We start from the raw sequence: 15323 nt of genomic DNA on the forward strand, positions 1-15323 counted from the left end.
CATAGGGTCAAGATCAAAGACGCATCTCAGGTGTACGCGGAAGCTGCAGTCTCCCGGTCCCACAGCCAAGCGGCCATCCTCGTGACCGCCTTGTCCCGGTGCCGCCGATACGTGTTGAACGACAGGTGCAACTCCACGGCGACCCGCTCCTGGGTGGACACCGGCTGCAGGAACGTCCGCTCGACCAGCCGGTGCAGGTCCGGTGTCAGCGACGACGCGGCCTCGCCCAGCAGCTCGCGCAACGCCTCCGTGGGCGGACGACCGTTCGTCGACTGCCGACGGACCAGGCGGGTGCCCGTCAGCGGGCTGGACCGCAGCAGCTCCGGCGCGTGCAGGTCACGCAGCGCGGACCGGACCGCCTCGGTGTAGTCGTTCTCGGACAGCACCGGGTCGTGGTCATCCGCGTCGGCGAGCCGGGCCGGTGCGCCGAACTGCTGGGCGTGCAACCTGTCCACCCACGCGGTGAAGCCGGCGCGGCGCCAATCGTGGGCGTACACCGGATAGGTCGTGTCGCCGATCGTGTACGCCCCGGCCTCCCGGAAGTCGAGCAGCGTCATCACCGGCGTCCATCGCTGCACGTCCTCGAACGCGCCGACCAGCGTCCACGCCGTGTCGTCGTCGAGCAGCATGATGTCGAGCATCTGGCAGGCGACGAACAGGGTCAGCGACGGCGACGGTCCCTGCCCGTGCTCGGCGTCGAGGAAGAACCGCCACGCGCGCACCCGTTCGCCGGGGCGGGCGGGACTGTGCTGTGACGCGTACCCCCAAAGGGTGTCGGCGCCGGGATCCGCACCTAGATCCCTCTCGGTCAGATCCAGACGTGCGGCGAAGCCGCGGACGTCGCCGCGCCGGTCGCGGAAGACCCGGAAGGCCGTCGGGCATTTTCTCATCCAGTACGCGCAGAGCCCGGCCTGCTGCTCGCCCTGCCATCGGCGGGTCATCGCGACGATCGGATCCTGGTCGCCGTCGCGGAGCCCGTCCGGGTATGCGCCCATCGCCGGCGGCAGCGACCGCAGCGCGTCGTGCGGGGAGCGCCGGCCGTTGAGGACGACCGCCAGCACGACCAGCTGCACCCGCTCGCGCTCGTCGGCGGTGGCCAGGATCCGGTCCCGGACCGCGACGAGTTTCCGGCGGTAGAGTTCCGCGAACCGGTCCGGATCGCGCCAGCGCAGGTCGGCGTTGAGCGCGTCCCGGACCACGTCGTGCGGGTGCAGGCCGTAGGGGCTCTCGTCGACGAACGGCCGGGCGCGCAACCAGGCGAACACCGCGCCGGTGTCGTCGCCGATCACCGGCCGCAGCACGTCCTCGGTGGTGACCGGCATCTGCGCGCACAATTCCAGGGCGGTGCGGTGCCGGGGCGTCGGCGCCTCGTCGATCACCTGGCCGAGCAGCGCGCCCACCACGTCGGGCAGGTCGTCGAGGGTGTCCGGGACGGTGCCACGGCGGACCGCGTCGACGATCATCGACAGGGTGAGCGGATGACCGCGACTGATCGTCAGCAGCCGCTCGTGCAGCGCCTCCGGCACGTCCTGCGTGTCCAGGTAGGCGCGGCCGTCCGCATCCGGCAGGTTGCCGAGCGCCACCACCCGGGTCAGCACCCGCCAGGCCGGATCCGCCCGCCATCGCGGTCCCGGCGGCTGCCGTCCGGCGATCACCACCAGGCAGTGGTCCGGCATGGACGGCAGATAGTGGTCCCGGATCCAGTCGTCGACCGGTTCCAGCAGCTCGTACGTGTCGAGGAGCAGCACCGGGCACGGACCGGCGGACGGCACCGGCAGCGTCTCCGGAGCGTGCCCGAAATGCCGGGCGTCGCCGCGGACGGCCTCCGGGGCGACCTGCGCGAACGCGTCCAGCAGGGTGCTCTTGCCGACGCCGCCGGGACCGTGCACGAACAGCACCCCGGTGGTGCCGAGCGCCGCCCGGAACACCGCGACCTCGTGGCCGCGCCCGGTGAAGGACCGCCGTCGCAGGTCACGCAGAGAATCCCGGAGCGATGTCACGCCCGCACTGTATCGGGCACCGGATGGGCACCGGGTGGGCTGTCGGGCCGGGCCCGCAACCACCACGATTCTCGGCATGACAGATTTTCCCGACAACTGGGGCCGGTGGGGTGACACCGACCAGCTCGGCGCGGTCAACCTCATCACCGACGAGGCACGGGCACGAGGGGCGGCCGAGGCACGCACCGGACGGACCGTGTCCCTGGCCCGGGTAACGACGCCGTTCCCGCTGACCGGCGGACCGACGGCACCGGCCACCGCACCGACCACCGCCGTGCAGACGATGATGCTGTTCACCGGGTTCGGCGCGCCCGCGATGGCCGAGGTGATGGTGGTGACCACCCATCACCCCGAGGTGACCCATCTGGACGGTCTGGGGCACTGGGCCGAGGGCGGCCGGGTCTACCCGGGCGTCGACGTCGCCGACAGCTCAGGTCCCACCGGGGTACGCCACGGCGCCGCCGACGTCTACGGCGGCGGGATCCTCACCCGTGGCGTGCTGCTCGACCTGGCCCCCGGTGGACGCCTCGCCCCGGCGCACCCGGTGACCGCCAGGGATCTGGACGAGGCGGCGGCCCGCGCGGGCGTCGACGTGCTGCCGGGTGACGCCCTGACGGTGCGGGGCGGCTGGGACCGGGCAACCGCCGCACCGCCGTACCCCGGGATGACGGCCGGCGCGGTCCGCTGGCTGCACGAGAAAGGTGTGGCGGTGTTCGCCGGCGACGTCGGCGACGCGATGCCGCCGCTGCCCGGGGAGGTGCCGGGGGCGCTGCACCGGCTCGGCCTGGGCAGACTCGCCATCCCGCTGATCGACGGCCCGGACCTGTCGGAGCTGGCGGTGACGTGCGCGGAGCTGGGACGCTGGACGTTCCAGTTCGTGATGGCGGCGCCCCGGATCGCCGGCACCACCGGCCTGCCGGTCAACCCGCTGGCGGTCTTCTGACCTTCGTCACCCCGCGCCGGGATCGTGATCAGATCCGCCCGTCTCGACAACGAACTCGCCGACCTGGCCACCACCCGCACCACCCTCCGCGACCTGGCAGCCGACCAGTTCACCGACGACGACCCCACCATCGCCAGCGCCCCCTACCAGCAGATCCTCGCCGTCCTCACCGCGAATCCGGCCGGGATGAGAGCCAAGGACGTCTGCCTCACCGTCGGCGTCGACCCGACACCGAAACACGTCGAAGGCGCCCGAGCATGACTCAAACGCCTGGTCAACCACAAGATCCTGACCGAAACGAACCGGGCGTATTCGCCCTCATCCCGAAACGGACCTAACGTTTCCTACCGCCCTCTCAGGGCGGCCGAAATCACCACGCCCCACAACAGTGTGGTGATTTCGGGTAATCAGCGCGCCCGAAGTCACCACGCAAACCTTGATCGCGAAACGTGTATAGCCGATGACAGTGCGTCGGCATATCGACGGGGATGGCGTGCTATCTGCGGTTCTGCTCCAGGTCCGCGCGACGTTGTTGCCGGTATCGACCGGCAGAGATGCCGTATTCGCGTTTGAACGCGACGGCGAAAGCATAGGGCGAACCGTAGCCGCTGCGTTGCGCCACGGCGGAAAGCGGAACATCGGTCGTCTTCAGCAGGCGCGCTGCCGTCGTGAGCCGCCACCACGTCAGGTAAGTGAGCGGCGGTTGCCCCACCGCGGCGGTGAAACGGCGGGCGAAGGCGGCGCGAGAAAGGCCCGCGCGCATGGCCAGCGATTCCACGGTCCATGGATGGGCGGGACTCTCATGCACAGCGCGTAGCGAACGGCCGATCACCTCGTCGGCGAGCGCGACGCACCAGCCGGTGACCTGCGTTCCGGCACGTTCGGCAAGGCAGGCACGAATCAGGTGAATGAGGATCACGTCGAGTAAGGCCGGCAGAGCCAGGTCTTTGCCGTACATGTTCCCATCGAATTCGCTACGTGCCAGGTCGATCGATGCCTGGAGACCCGGATGGCGGTCCGCATTCATGGGAAGATGGACCAGATCGGGGAGGTCCTGGAATAACGGGTGTGGCCGCGCCCGGTCCATCCGGTAGGTGCCGTACAGCATATGGGTGACTTCGGCGGAGTCGTTTGCGATTGAATGTGCGTTCCCATGCGGAAACAGCGCGGCGTCTCCCGTTCTCAGGATCGTGACCGATTCGCGGGGCCCGGACACTCGGAGCCTTCCGGTGGTGACTACGTAGAAGTGGGCGCCCTGGAAGGTCTCGTAGTCAGCCGCCCACGAGGGTTCCGCCGCGATCAGCGTCATGGAAGGGTGGCCCACCCGCATGGCGCTGACCGCGTCGCTCAGTACGTCCATGGCCTGATTGTGTCCCAGACGGATCAAGCGCCCGTTCGTGGTCCCCAGTCCTTGATCGAGAAGTTCCCGTGCGACCCCGCGACTTCCATGATGCCTGTTCCGCGCAGGTGCGCCGGGATCACCAGGCTGTTGGTCGCGGCTGCCTGGCTCAGGACGCGGCGGCGGGATCGCGAAGCCTCGGCCTGGTCCTCACTCAGACAGGTGTCGTGATCAGGTTCGAGCACCTGAAGGGGAGTATGGATGACATCGCCGACGAACAGTGCCCGGTCCGTGCCGGAATCGAGCCGCAGCACAGCCGAACCGGGTGTATGACCGGGCGTCGACTCCAGCACGAGATGCTCGTCGATGCGATACTCGTTGCCCTCCCACAGCACTGCCTGGCCGGCCTGATGAACGGGAAGAATGCTGTCCTCGAAGGTGATGCCTGTGTCGGCCGCGGATTGAAACGGAGATGCCGGGATGTGGCCGTTGACCGGATTCCAGTAGTCGAAGTCGGCGCGGCTGATCAGATACTGCGCATTGGGAAACGTCGGTACCGAATCACCGTCCACCAGGCGGGTGTTCCAACCGACGTGGTCGTTATGAATATGGGTGTTGATAACCACATCCACATCCTCCGGCCGCACCCCTGCCGTTTCCAGGCGGTCGAGGAAATCACCGTTACGCTTATTGAACACATCGACCGCACGGGTCTTGTCGTTACCTATACCGGTATCGATCAGAATGGTGCGCCCCTCGCTGCGCAGCACCCATGTCTGTACGTTCGCCTGCCAGTCACGCGTTTCATCGTCGATGAATTCGGGCGCCAGCCAGGAGGCATTCCGGCGCCATCTCTCGTCGGGCATGGACGGAAACAGGACATCGATGGTCGAGAACGCACCCTGCCATTCGACAACTCGGAAGAACTGAACATTGCCGAAAACGAATCCTTGCATCTCTTCACGGTAGGCGGTGCCCGATCGATGGGAAATGCGCCGTCGTCTCTCCTGATTGAGGCAACGTCTCGAACGCGGCTCCCCGGGAAGCAGCGAACTGGCCCAGCATCACTCGCTGTAGTGGCCGTTGACGACGCAGCGGGCTGCTCCGCCGTAGCACCGGTGAGGGGTCCGAGGGTGAACAGCAAGCTGATCTACTGGGACAGGGCGGCGCACAGGTCCTTGGCGATGTGGTAGTCACCGGAGACGGTGCGGTAGTTGGTGGCGGAGATGTCGAGGCGCCAGTTCGGGCCGTCGAGCTGGTAGTAGCCGGGCGGCAGGTTGCCCTGGCCCACCCGGAAGGCGACCAGCAGCGGACCGTGGTTGCGCATCGTCACCGCGCCGTCCTCGTGGTGGGTCGCCGTGCCGCTCGCGCTCGCGTTGCCGCGGACGGTGGCGCCGGTGCTGACGTTGGTCAGGCGGTAGACGAGGGGGCCGGTGGCGGCCTCGGTGTGCACCGAGCCGTCCGGGTACGTGGTCAGCGTCTTGTAGTAGACCGCGTCCACGACCGGGTCGGCGTGGACGGCGAAGGCGCAGGGCACTCCGGCCGGATAGTCGAAGGGTGGGCTGGGGATGCGCTCCCAGCCCTCGCCCTGCGCGTCGGCCCGGGCGGGCGTCGTGAACGAGAGTGCCAGCAGGGTTCCCGCAACGATGGCGGTCGATGGTCCGCGCATGCCCGGAATCTAGCAGGCCCCGGGTGGGGACGACACGACCGACGTGTGCCACCGGCCGCGGCGGCCGGGGTCGCTATGCGAGGGGCGGGAGGGGCCCGGTGTTGCGGCTGCTGAGGCCGTCGAGGGAGATGCGCAGCAGGCGGCGCCACTGGCCCGGGTGACTCTCGGCGGTGGTCAGCACGGCCTGGCTCAGGGAGCCGCTGAGCTGGAACAGGTCGTCGGTGGTGACGCCGGGACGCAGAACGCCCGCGTCCGCGCAGCGGGCGCGCAGCTGGTCGATGCAGGAGTAGCAGCGCTGGATGCAGGCGGCGCTCGGACCGCCGGTGGCGGCGAAGCTCTCGACGGCGGCACGGTTGCCGGCCTGGTTGGTGAGCAGCCGGTCGAAGAAGCCGTCGAGCGCCTGCCACGGATCCTCGGTGGCCATGGCCTGCTCGTGGGCGTCGGTGAGCCACCCGTCGAACTGCCGCTCGAGGACGGTGGCGAGCAGCTCGTCCTTGGTCGGGAAGTGCCGGTAGAGCGTGCCCATGCCGACACCGCTGCGCCGGGCGATCTCCCGGACATCGACGCCGCCGCCGTGTTCGGCGAAGACCTTGCCGGCCGCCTCGATGATGGCGGCCCGGTTGCGCTCGGCGTCGGCGCGGCGGCCGGGCCGGGGTGCGGGAGTGGCGTGGTCGGCGAGCGTCACGGGTTCAGCCTACGACACGGCGCCCGTTTCGGAGCGCTCGCTCCGCTTGTGACCCGAACAACAGGAGCAGGCGCTCCGCTTGGTGTTAGCTTGAAGCGGAGCGGCCGCTCCGATTAGTCGGCGGCACCACCCGGCGGACGCGATCCGTCCGCGAACTGAGGAGACTCCCCCATGGCAACACTTGGCTTCATCGGCGCCGGAGCCATCGGCACCACACTCGCCCGGCTGGCGATCGCGGCGGACTTCGACGTCGTCCTGGCGAACTCCCGCGGCCCGCAGACCCTCGCCGCGACAGTGGAGCGGCTCGGCGCGCGGGCCCGGGCCGCGACCCCCGAGGAAGCCGCCCGCGCCGGCGATCAGGTGGTGGTGAGCATCCCGCTCGCCGCGTACCGGCAACTCCCCGCCGCCGCGCTGGAGGGAAAGGTCGTGCTCGACGCGAGCAACTACTACGCGTCGCGGGACGGCCACCTCCCCGCCCTCGACGCGGGGGAACTCACCACCAGCGAACTCGTCCAGCAGCATCTGGGCGGCGCCACACTCGTCAAGGCGTTCAACAACCTCAGCGCGCACCACATCACGGCACTGGCCCGCCCGGCCGGCGCGGCCGACCGCACCGCGCTGCCCATCGCCGGCGACGACCCGCAGGCCAAGGCCGCCGCCGATGAGCTGATCAGCCGGCTCGGTTTCGACACCGTCGATGCCGGCCCCCTTGCCGAGAGCTGGCGCTTCGAACCCGAGACCGACGCCTACACCGCGCCGTACTGCGCCGACCCCGACGCCCTCTGGGCCGCGTGGACGCAGCTTGCGGAAGCCCTGCGCACCGGCACTCCCCCGCAGGCGTACGCGCCCGACCCGGGTGCCCCGCTCCCCGCGGACCGACTGCGCACGCTGCTCGCCGGTGCGTCCCGCAAGCTCACCGCCGACCGCGTGATCGCCTGACGAACGACGCCGGCCACTCACGCGGCCCGCCACGACAACAGCCCGCCGCGAAAACGCCAGCAGAACACCGCGAGAGCAGGCCGTCGTGAGAGGGCAGATCGCCCCGGAAACTCCAGCCCGGCCATCGCGGAGGACTCACGCAGGCCGCCTCGGAGGGCTTCGCGTTCCGGACGCGTAGCGGCCGGCGAAGCTCTCCGAGGCCCTCGGCGGGAGCAGCGGTCTGTACCCACCACCCAGCTACGACATCGGTTTCATGGGTGTCAGGCCGTGTACGCCCATGCGTCGATCTCCACGACGAGCGCTGGATCGGCGAGCGCCGACACATGGAGGAGCGTGGTGCACGGCTCGTGACCGCCGAGCCATGTGGTGACAGCGGCCCGGCGACCTGCCGCATCAACCGCCCCCACCAGGTAGAACGTGAGCTTGACCAGGTCGCGGACGGTCATCCCGGCGGCCTCGAGGTTGCGGCTGATGTTGGCCAGCGCCTCGGTGATCTGCTCGACCGGGTCGCCGGGAACGGTGCCGTCGGGCGTCATGCCGATCTGCCCGGACAGGACCAGCCAGCGACCGCCGGCGGGCACCTCGATCTGGTGGCTGTAGTCGGCGACCGGGGCATGCACGCCGGTCGGATTGCGCAGAATCACCGGATCTATCCCCCGTTCGAGCGAGAAGCCGGGTGGATGGCCGCATGGACGGCGGGGAAATCGGCCTTGCGCTCCTCGAGCCCCCAGATCCGGACCATGCCGACGGTGTCCGGTCCGGCCCAGTGGCAGACCGTGTCCACCGACGGGTCGTTCGCGTGGGAGATGCCGCAGGTCGCGACGGCTCCCTCGACGCCCAGGTCGACCGGTGCGACGTCGTCCAGGTCGGCGGCGTTCTGCGTCATCAGCCGCAGGGTGACCTGCGGGGCGGCGACTCGGCCGGCGGCGGCGCTGACCTCGATGCCGTCGAGCGGTTTCTTCGTGTCGAGGTACGCCGCGGCGACCGTGTCCGTCGGGTTGAGGACCTTGCCCTTCAGGAACGCCGCCGAACTCTCCGCCTCCTTGAGCCACTTCGGGCTCGCCGTCCGCGGCAGGCCCTCGATCTTCTCGGGGACCTCGAACCGGAACGGGGCCGCGGCGGCGCTCGACGGCGCGGCCTCCGGCGAGGGCGCATCCGGGGCGGACGAACAACCGGCCAGCAACAGGACGGCGGTCACGATGACGGGTGGGCGCATGTGTCTCTTTCGATAGTCTTCGATTGACGACGCCCACCGTACAGCGGCGAATTCGCAGGGTCTGAGGCCGGGCTGACGGGCGGGGCGCGCGGCGTTACGTTCCGGGGCATGACGGTGAGTCCTTACGAGACGGTCATGGGTTTCCTCGTCGGCCCGTGGCTGGCGCAGACCGTGCGCGCGGCTGTCGACCTGTCGCTCGCCGAGCATCTGGCCGACGGGCCACGGACCGCCGCGGAGATCGCCGAGGCGGAGAATTCCGACCCGGACGCCACGGCACGCCTGCTGCGTGCTTGCGCTGCGATCGGGCTTGTCGCGTACGCGGAGAAAGGCTTCGCCACCACCCCGGCCCTGGCCGTGCTTCACCGCGACGCGCCGATGTCGCTGCGGGACATGGCGGCCGCGCAGTCCAGCCCGTGCATGTGGCTGAGCTGGGCGCGGATCCCGGAGGCGATCCGCAGTGGCGAGGAGCAGACCCGGCAGGCCCTGGGCATGCCGTTCTTCGACTATCTGGCCGCGCACCCGGACGAGGGGGCGCTGTTCGGCGCCGCGATGACGAGCATGTCCGCGCCGGTGATCAGCGAGGCGGTGGCCGTGCTCGACGTGACCGGCGCGCGCACGGTGGTCGACGTCGGCGGGGCGCACGGGTCGTTCGCGCTGGCCCTGCTGGCCCGGCACCCCGATCTGCGCGCGACCGTGCTGGATCTGCCGCACGCGATGGCGGGCGCCCGGGCGGCCGCCGACGAGGCGGGCCTGAGCAGCCGGTTCACCGCGGTGGCCGGCGACTTCTTCACCGCGGTCCCGGACGGCGACATCCTGCTGCTGAAGACCGTCCTGCACGACTGGTCCGACGACGACTGTGTCCGCATCCTGACGACGTGCCGGGACGCCCTGCGCCCGGGCGGCCGCATCGTCATCACCGAGATCGTGATCGCCGACCGGCCGTCCGGGATCGCGCCGCTGATGGACATCGCCATGCTCGCCATGACCGGCAGCCGGGAGCGCACCCTGGCCGAGTTCGACGACCTGCTCTCCCGGGCCGGCCTGCGCCGGTCCGCGGTCCTCGACCTGCAGCCGCCGTACGCGGTGATCGTGGCGTCCTGACCGTCAGCGGCTGAGGAAGTCGCGGACCGTGGCCGGCTCACCGTCGAGGAGTGTGCCGAGCAGCGGGTCCGTACCGGCGAAGTCGCCACGCCGGGCCGCCTGGTAGAAGCCGAGGACGAAGCGCGCCATGAACTCCTGGGTGCCGCCGGCGATCTGGGCGGCGAGCCAGTCCTGCTCGTCCCGGATGTCGAGGGTGATCGTTCGGCCGGTGACCTCGGACGCGATCCCGGCGATCTCCGCGAACGTCGGGGCGCTGGTCGCGGTGATCGTGGTGGGGCCGTCGTACTTGCCGTTCGAGGCCAGAATCTGGGCGGCGGCCGCGGCGGCGTCGTCGCGGGAGGTCCACGACACCGGGCCGTCGCCGGGCACGCTGATCACGCCGGTCTCCCGCCATGGTCCGGCCAGCCAGGCGAGGCTGTGCAGGTAGAACCCGTTGCGCAGGGACGTCCAGGGCAGGCCGGACTCGGCGAGCAGCCGTTCGGTGGCGGCGTGGTCGCGCCCGGGCTTGAAGGGTGTGTCGAGGACCGCGTTCTGGTGGCTGGTGTAGAGGATCCGGCCGGCCCCGGCGGCGACGGCCGCGTCGATCGCGGTGCGGTGCAGGGCCACGGCGTCGGCGCCCGGGTCGCTCGACGACACGAGCAGCAGTTGGTCGGCGCCGTCGAACGCGCCGGGGAGCGAGGCCGGGTCGGCGTAGTCGCCGTGGCGCACGGTCACGCCCAGGTCGGCGAACCGCCGGGCCTTCGTCACGTCGCGGGCGACGACGGCGACGTCCGTGGCGGGGACGAGGTCGAGGAGGCGGTCGACGGTGGCGCCGTTCAGGGCGCCGGTGGCTCCGGTGATGACGATCATGCGGCACTCCCTGGTTGTTATCGCTGATATCAACAAAACGCTAACACTGGAAACTCAGCGATAGCAAGGAGCCGCTAACGTTGGAAACGTGAAGGAGCCCACCGCACCGCCGGCCCGTGATCTCGTACGCTCCCGGCTGGTCGACGTCGCCGCGCATCTGCTCGCCACCGAAGGCCCCGAGGCGGTGACCACCCGCTCGGTCGCGCTCGCGGCCGGCGTCCAGGCGCCGTCGATCTACCGTCTCTTCGGGGACAAGAACGGGCTGCTCGAGGCGGTCGCCGAGCACGGCTTCGCGAGCTACGTCGCGCAGAAGCCCGTCGTCGACGCCGGCGGTGAACCGGTCACGGACCTGCGCGCCGGCTGGGACCTGCACGTCGGGTTCGGCCTGGCCAACCCGGCCCTGTTCCGGCTCATGCACACGACCCGGCGCACCCCGGCCGGGCAGGCCACCGTGGACGCCGGCACGTCCGTGCTGCGGCAGCGGGTGCGGCGCGTCGCCCGGGCCGGCCGCCTACGGGTACCCGAGCAGCGCGCCGTCGACCTGATCCACGCGGCCGGCACCGGAGTCGTGTTCGCCCTCATCGACCAGCCCGAGGACCAGCGCGACGAAACCCTCGCCGAGCTTGCCTGGGAGGCGGTCTGCGGCACGATCCTGCTGGACGCACAGCCGGCCGGACCGTCCGGTCCGGCCACCGCGGCCGTCACGATGCGGGCCGCGCTCCCCGACGTCACGGTCCTCAGCCCGGCGGAGATCGCCCTGCTCGCCGACTGGCTGGACCGGATCACGGACTCCGCCGCCGGGTGACACTATTGTCAGCTCTCGAACAGATGTTCAGAGTTGAAGACCGTGAGGTTGTGGTCCCCCGATGATCGTCACTACTGATCCCGTCGCCGGCGGCACCGTCCGGATACGCGTGTCGGGCGAGATCGACATGGCGACCGCGGACGACGTGCAGCGGGCCGTCCGGCAAGCCCTCGACACCCCCGGGGTCACCGAGATCGCCGTGGACCTCGCGGGCGTGACGTTCTGCGACTCGTCGGGCATCGCCGTCCTCGACGAGGGATTCGGCGTGGCCGCCCAGCACGGGATCCGGTTCCGCGCCGTCGACCCGCAACCGGTCGTCCGGCGGGTCCTCGAGATCGTGGGCATGCTGGACATCCTGGCGCAGCCCTGAGCCGCCGGAGCCCCCCGCCCGGGATGGCACCATGATCAGCATGACTCCCGAGGAGCACGCCGCCCGTGCCGCCGAACTCACCGCCGAAGCCGAACGTCTCTACCAGATCTGCCTCGTCGACTACCACACCAACATCAACGAGGACGATCACTCCGAGGAGCCGTACGTTCCCGGCGCCGACCTGGCGATGCTCACCGCCACCACCCAGCTCGCCCAGGTGCACGCCACCCTCGCCCTGCGGGCCGAACCCTGAACCGCGTCAGGCCGGCTGCTTGCGGGGCGCCGGCACCAGAGCGGGCACCCGGATCCGGCCGGTCAGCGCCCCGGCGGCGGGCTGGTTGCGGACCACGGCGGGCCGCCCGGCCAGCAGCAGCGGGCGCAGATCGGCGGCGACCAGGTGGGCGAACGCCGCCGGGCTGATCACCGGAAGCGCCGCGTTCAGGTGTTCCAGCACCACGCGGGCCAGGAACGCGTTGTCCGGCTGCTCCACGTACAGGATCGCGGTGACCCGGTCGAGAAAAGCGCGGCAGGACGCCGGGGTCTCGACCCGGGCCCGCCCGGACAGCCCGGCACGGAGCTCGGCGGGCAGGTGCGGGCTGAGCAGCTCCGACGCCCGCTCCGGAAGGACGTCGGCGAGTGCACCCAGCACCCCGGTGACCATCCGCAGGCTGTGGCGGCGTCCGTGGAGCCGGGCCCGGCCCTCAACACCGACAAGAAGAGCATCAATATCCACCGGGGATCCTTCCCAAACCTGACAAGGACCCGGCAGTTCCCCGGCATTAAGGGCCCAAACCGCAATGAGGCGGACGTCACCAGCGCGCGCTGATCCCGGATCCCGGTCGGCGGGGCCTCCCTGCTGGTGCTGCTCTCGCCGCGTCCCGGCCGGGACGCGGACGCTGACCGGCGGTGTCCTACTTGTCGCCGCGGCTCCAGGACGCCTTCACCGACATCATCCGGGCGGTCTTGGCGGGATCACGGTCCACCAGGTCACCGAGCACCTCGTCGATCGCGGCGAGCGCGTCGTCGGTGAGGCGGACACCGGACGCGGCGGCGTTCTCGGTGACCTGCTCCGGGCGGGTCGCCCCGATGATCGCCGAGGTGACGCCGTCCTGCCGCAGCGTCCAGGCGATCGCGAGCTGGGCCATGGACAGCCCGGCGTCGTCGGCGATCGGCCGGAGCAGCCGCACCCGGTCGAGGAGTTCGTCGCCGAGCACCCGGCCGATGAACCGCGGCGCCCGGCCGGCGCCGGCGGCCCGCGACCCCTGCGGCGGCGGCCGGCCGGGCAGGTACTTACCGGTCAGCACCCCCTGGGCGAGCGGCTGGAACACCACCTGGCCGATGCCCGCCTCCCGGCACAGCGGCAGCACCTCCGGTTCGATGACCCGCCACAGCATGTTGTACTGCGGCTGGTTCGCGACGATCCGGCTGCGCAACCCCATCCCCTCGGCGAGGTCGAGCGCCTCCCGGATCTGCGGGGCGGTCCACTCGGAGACGCCGAGATAGAGGACCTTGCCCTGGCGTACGAGATCGTCGAAGGCGATCAGTGTCTCGTCCAGCGGAGTCCGGTCGTCGAAGCGGTGCGCCTGGTACACGTCGACGTAGTCGGTGCCGAGCCGCCGCAGCGAGGCGTGACACGACTCCATGACATGTTTGCGGGACAGTCCCCGGTCGTTCGGCCCGTCGCCGGTCGGCAGGCACACCTTCGTCGCGATCTCCACCGAGGACCGGCGCACCGGGCGCAGCGCCTCGCCGAGCACCTCCTCGGCGGCGCCCTGCGCGTAGACGTCGGCGGTGTCGAACGTCGAGATCCCGGCGTCCAGTGCGGCCCGGATGCAGGCCAGCGCCGCCTCCCTGCCGACGAGTTCGCCGTGGGTCAGCCAGTTGCCGTAGGTGATCTCACTGACGTACAGGCCGCTGCGTCCCAGGCGCCGATGATCCATGGACGACGATCCTAGATGATCGAGTCTTGAATCGTTGCCGGTCAATGGTCGTGGGCGATGAGTGATCGTGGGTGGGGTGCGCCGATGTCGGTGTCGTGCCGGATCACGGCGGCGAGGGCGAGGAGGCGCTGACCGATGCGGGCGGACAGGGCGTGCATCGGACCGGGGGAAGCTCCGTTCCTTCAGGGCGGAGAGGACGTCACTGCTGATAACCGGCGAGGAACACGCCGAGACGGCTGATGGCCTCGCTGAGCACCTCGGGGTCCGCCAGGAACACCAGGCGCAGGTGGTGCGGCTTGTCGATGTTGAAGCCGGTGCCGTGCGAGAGCAGCACATGTTGCTGTTCCAGCAGGTCGAAGACCAGCTGCTCGTCGTCGTGGATCTTGTAGATCGCCGGGTCGAGGCGGGGGAACAGGTAGAGCGCGCCGTCGGGCCGGACGCAGTCGATACCCGGGATCGCCGTCAGCTCCCGCCAGGCCAGGTCGCGCTGCTCGTGGAGGCGGCCGCCGGGCTTGATCAGCGCCTCGATGCTCTGGTAGCCGCCGAGGGCCGTCTGGATCGCGTGCTGCGCCGGGACGTTCGGGCACAGTCGCATGTTGGCCAGCAGCTGCAGCCCGTCGAAGTAGTCGTTGTCACCGGCGGCGAACCCGCTCAGCGCCAGCCAGCCGGAGCGGAATCCGGCGGCGCGGTAGGTCTTGGACAGTCCGCCGAGGCTGACGATCGGGACGTCGTCGGCGAGGGCGGCGAGGGTGTGGTGGCGGGCACCGTCGTACACGATCTTGTCGTAGATCTCGTCGACGAAGATCAGCAGACCGTGCCGGCGGGCGATCTCGATCATGCCGAGCAGCGTCTCCCGGTCGTACACCGCACCGGTCGGGTTGTTCGGGTTGATGATGACCATGGCCCGGGTGTGCTCGGTGACCTGCGCCGCGAGGTGTTCCAGGTCGGGCATCCACCCGGCGCTCTCGTCGCAGCGGTAGTGCACGGCCCGGCCACCGGAGAGCGTCACCGCGGCACTCCAGAGCGGGTAGTCCGGGCTCGGCACCAGGACCTCGTCACCGTTGTCGAGCAGCGCCTGCAGACCCATCGTGATCAGCTCGGAGACCCCGTTGCCGAGCATCACGTCATCCGGCTGGATGTCGGTCGCGCCCTGACTCTGGTAGTACTGCGCCACCGCGACCCGGGCCGAGTAGATGCCCCGCGCGTCGCTGTAACCCTGCGCGGCGCCGAGGTTGTGCACCACGTGCGCCACGATCGGTTCCGGAGTGCTCAGCCCCCAGGGCGCCGGGTTGCCCAGGTTCAGCTTGATGATCCGGTTCCCGACGGCTTCGAGTTCCTGCGCCCGCCGCAGGACGGGACCGCGAAGGTCGTACCGGATGCTCTTCAGACGTCGTGCCTGCCTCATGGTGATGCTCCCTCTCGCCGACTCTCGTCATGATGATCAACCGTCGGGCGACCCCGGCCAAC

Annotated in this window: 18 protein-coding genes and 1 pseudogene; 7 read left to right on the forward strand and 12 right to left on the reverse strand. The window is 70.3% G+C overall.

The genetic code is table 11. From position 1 onward, the window contains the following. Nucleotides 1–26: 26 nt before the first annotated feature. Nucleotides 27–2000: an ATP-binding protein gene (locus WH85_RS27235; protein WP_045744868.1), complete on the reverse strand. Its 1974-nt coding sequence runs from the start codon at nucleotides 1998–2000 to the stop codon at nucleotides 27–29. Between the two features lie 76 nt (nucleotides 2001–2076). Between WH85_RS27235 and WH85_RS27240 the strand changes: the two genes are divergently transcribed. Together WH85_RS27240 and WH85_RS27245 are read left to right on the forward strand one after the other, a co-directional pair. Further along, complete coding sequence (locus WH85_RS27240; protein WP_045744869.1) at nucleotides 2077–2943, forward strand: cyclase family protein; 867 nt, start codon at nucleotides 2077–2079, stop codon at nucleotides 2941–2943. A 24-nt stretch (nucleotides 2944–2967) separates the two neighbouring features. Then, nucleotides 2968–3204 carry a hypothetical protein gene (locus tag WH85_RS27245; RefSeq protein ID WP_052720836.1) on the forward strand — a complete coding sequence of 79 codons (237 nt, stop codon included), beginning with the start codon at nucleotides 2968–2970 and terminating at the stop codon, nucleotides 3202–3204. 235 nt (nucleotides 3205–3439) lie between these two features. Here WH85_RS27245 and WH85_RS27250 read toward each other — a convergent pair whose 3' ends face one another. From WH85_RS27250 to WH85_RS27265, 4 genes are all read right to left on the reverse strand, one after another. Further along, nucleotides 3440–4303 (reverse strand): AraC family transcriptional regulator, encoded by an 864-nt coding sequence (locus WH85_RS27250; protein ID WP_045744870.1) that lies wholly within the window; start codon nucleotides 4301–4303, stop codon nucleotides 3440–3442. A 23-nt stretch (nucleotides 4304–4326) separates the two neighbouring features. Further along, nucleotides 4327–5238 (reverse strand): MBL fold metallo-hydrolase, encoded by a 912-nt coding sequence (locus WH85_RS27255; RefSeq protein ID WP_045744871.1) that lies wholly within the window; start codon nucleotides 5236–5238, stop codon nucleotides 4327–4329. Between the two features lie 194 nt (nucleotides 5239–5432). Further along, complete coding sequence (locus WH85_RS27260) at nucleotides 5433–5951, reverse strand: hypothetical protein (RefSeq protein ID WP_052720837.1); 519 nt, start codon at nucleotides 5949–5951, stop codon at nucleotides 5433–5435. 73 nt (nucleotides 5952–6024) lie between these two features. Further along, nucleotides 6025–6636 carry a TetR/AcrR family transcriptional regulator gene (locus WH85_RS27265; protein ID WP_045744872.1) on the reverse strand — a complete coding sequence of 204 codons (612 nt, stop codon included), beginning with the start codon at nucleotides 6634–6636 and terminating at the stop codon, nucleotides 6025–6027. A 171-nt stretch (nucleotides 6637–6807) separates the two neighbouring features. Between WH85_RS27265 and WH85_RS27270 the strand changes: the two genes are divergently transcribed. Next, nucleotides 6808–7575 carry an NADPH-dependent F420 reductase gene (locus tag WH85_RS27270; RefSeq protein ID WP_045744873.1) on the forward strand — a complete coding sequence of 256 codons (768 nt, stop codon included), beginning with the start codon at nucleotides 6808–6810 and terminating at the stop codon, nucleotides 7573–7575. A 260-nt stretch (nucleotides 7576–7835) separates the two neighbouring features. Here the strand turns inward: WH85_RS27270 and WH85_RS27275 are convergent, their stop codons facing one another. After that, nucleotides 7836–8219 (reverse strand): RidA family protein, encoded by a 384-nt coding sequence (locus tag WH85_RS27275; RefSeq protein ID WP_045744874.1) that lies wholly within the window; start codon nucleotides 8217–8219, stop codon nucleotides 7836–7838. Between the two features lie 5 nt (nucleotides 8220–8224). Continuing rightward, a complete protein-coding gene (locus WH85_RS27280; protein ID WP_157411234.1) occupies nucleotides 8225–8791 on the reverse strand; it encodes a hypothetical protein in 567 nt (188 codons plus the stop codon). Between the two features lie 108 nt (nucleotides 8792–8899). On the opposite strand from WH85_RS27280, the gene WH85_RS27285 reads away from it, so the two are divergent. Beyond that, nucleotides 8900–9892 carry a methyltransferase gene (locus WH85_RS27285; RefSeq protein ID WP_045744876.1) on the forward strand — a complete coding sequence of 331 codons (993 nt, stop codon included), beginning with the start codon at nucleotides 8900–8902 and terminating at the stop codon, nucleotides 9890–9892. A 3-nt stretch (nucleotides 9893–9895) separates the two neighbouring features. Here the strand turns inward: WH85_RS27285 and WH85_RS27290 are convergent, their stop codons facing one another. Next, entirely contained in the window at nucleotides 9896–10741 is an 846-nt protein-coding gene (locus tag WH85_RS27290; protein WP_045744877.1) for an NmrA family NAD(P)-binding protein, read from the reverse strand. Nucleotides 10742–10829: 88 nt separating this feature from the next. Between WH85_RS27290 and WH85_RS27295 the strand changes: the two genes are divergently transcribed. The 3 genes from WH85_RS27295 (at nucleotide 10830) to WH85_RS27305 (ending at nucleotide 12169) form a co-directional block, all read left to right on the forward strand. Beyond that, complete coding sequence (locus WH85_RS27295) at nucleotides 10830–11546, forward strand: TetR/AcrR family transcriptional regulator (RefSeq protein ID WP_045744878.1); 717 nt, start codon at nucleotides 10830–10832, stop codon at nucleotides 11544–11546. Between the two features lie 61 nt (nucleotides 11547–11607). Continuing rightward, nucleotides 11608–11916 (forward strand): STAS domain-containing protein, encoded by a 309-nt coding sequence (locus tag WH85_RS27300; RefSeq protein ID WP_045744879.1) that lies wholly within the window; start codon nucleotides 11608–11610, stop codon nucleotides 11914–11916. A 40-nt stretch (nucleotides 11917–11956) separates the two neighbouring features. After that, nucleotides 11957–12169, forward strand: coding sequence for a hypothetical protein (locus WH85_RS27305; RefSeq protein ID WP_245674116.1), 213 nt, complete (start codon nucleotides 11957–11959; stop codon nucleotides 12167–12169). Between the two features lie 6 nt (nucleotides 12170–12175). Here WH85_RS27305 and WH85_RS27310 read toward each other — a convergent pair whose 3' ends face one another. The 4 genes and pseudogenes from WH85_RS27310 to WH85_RS27320 all read right to left on the reverse strand — a co-directional run bounded on the left by WH85_RS27310 (nucleotide 12176) and on the right by WH85_RS27320 (nucleotide 15261). Next, the gene (locus WH85_RS27310) at nucleotides 12176–12649 is read right to left on the reverse strand and encodes a DUF2267 domain-containing protein (protein ID WP_045744881.1); all 474 of its coding nucleotides are present in this window, start codon (nucleotides 12647–12649) and stop codon (nucleotides 12176–12178) included. 178 nt (nucleotides 12650–12827) lie between these two features. Beyond that, the gene (locus WH85_RS27315) at nucleotides 12828–13856 is read right to left on the reverse strand and encodes an aldo/keto reductase family protein (RefSeq protein ID WP_045744882.1); all 1029 of its coding nucleotides are present in this window, start codon (nucleotides 13854–13856) and stop codon (nucleotides 12828–12830) included. Nucleotides 13857–13897: 41 nt separating this feature from the next. Beyond that, nucleotides 13898–14005: pseudogene (locus tag WH85_RS54190) on the reverse strand (IS982 family transposase); the annotation flags it as partial. Between the two features lie 50 nt (nucleotides 14006–14055). Then, a complete protein-coding gene (locus tag WH85_RS27320) occupies nucleotides 14056–15261 on the reverse strand; it encodes a pyridoxal phosphate-dependent aminotransferase (protein ID WP_045744883.1) in 1206 nt (401 codons plus the stop codon). Nucleotides 15262–15323: the final 62 nt, after the last annotated feature.

Source organism: Actinoplanes rectilineatus (genome assembly GCF_000962825.1).
In the GTDB taxonomy this organism is placed as follows: Bacteria; Actinomycetota; Actinomycetes; order Mycobacteriales; family Micromonosporaceae; genus Actinoplanes; species Actinoplanes rectilineatus.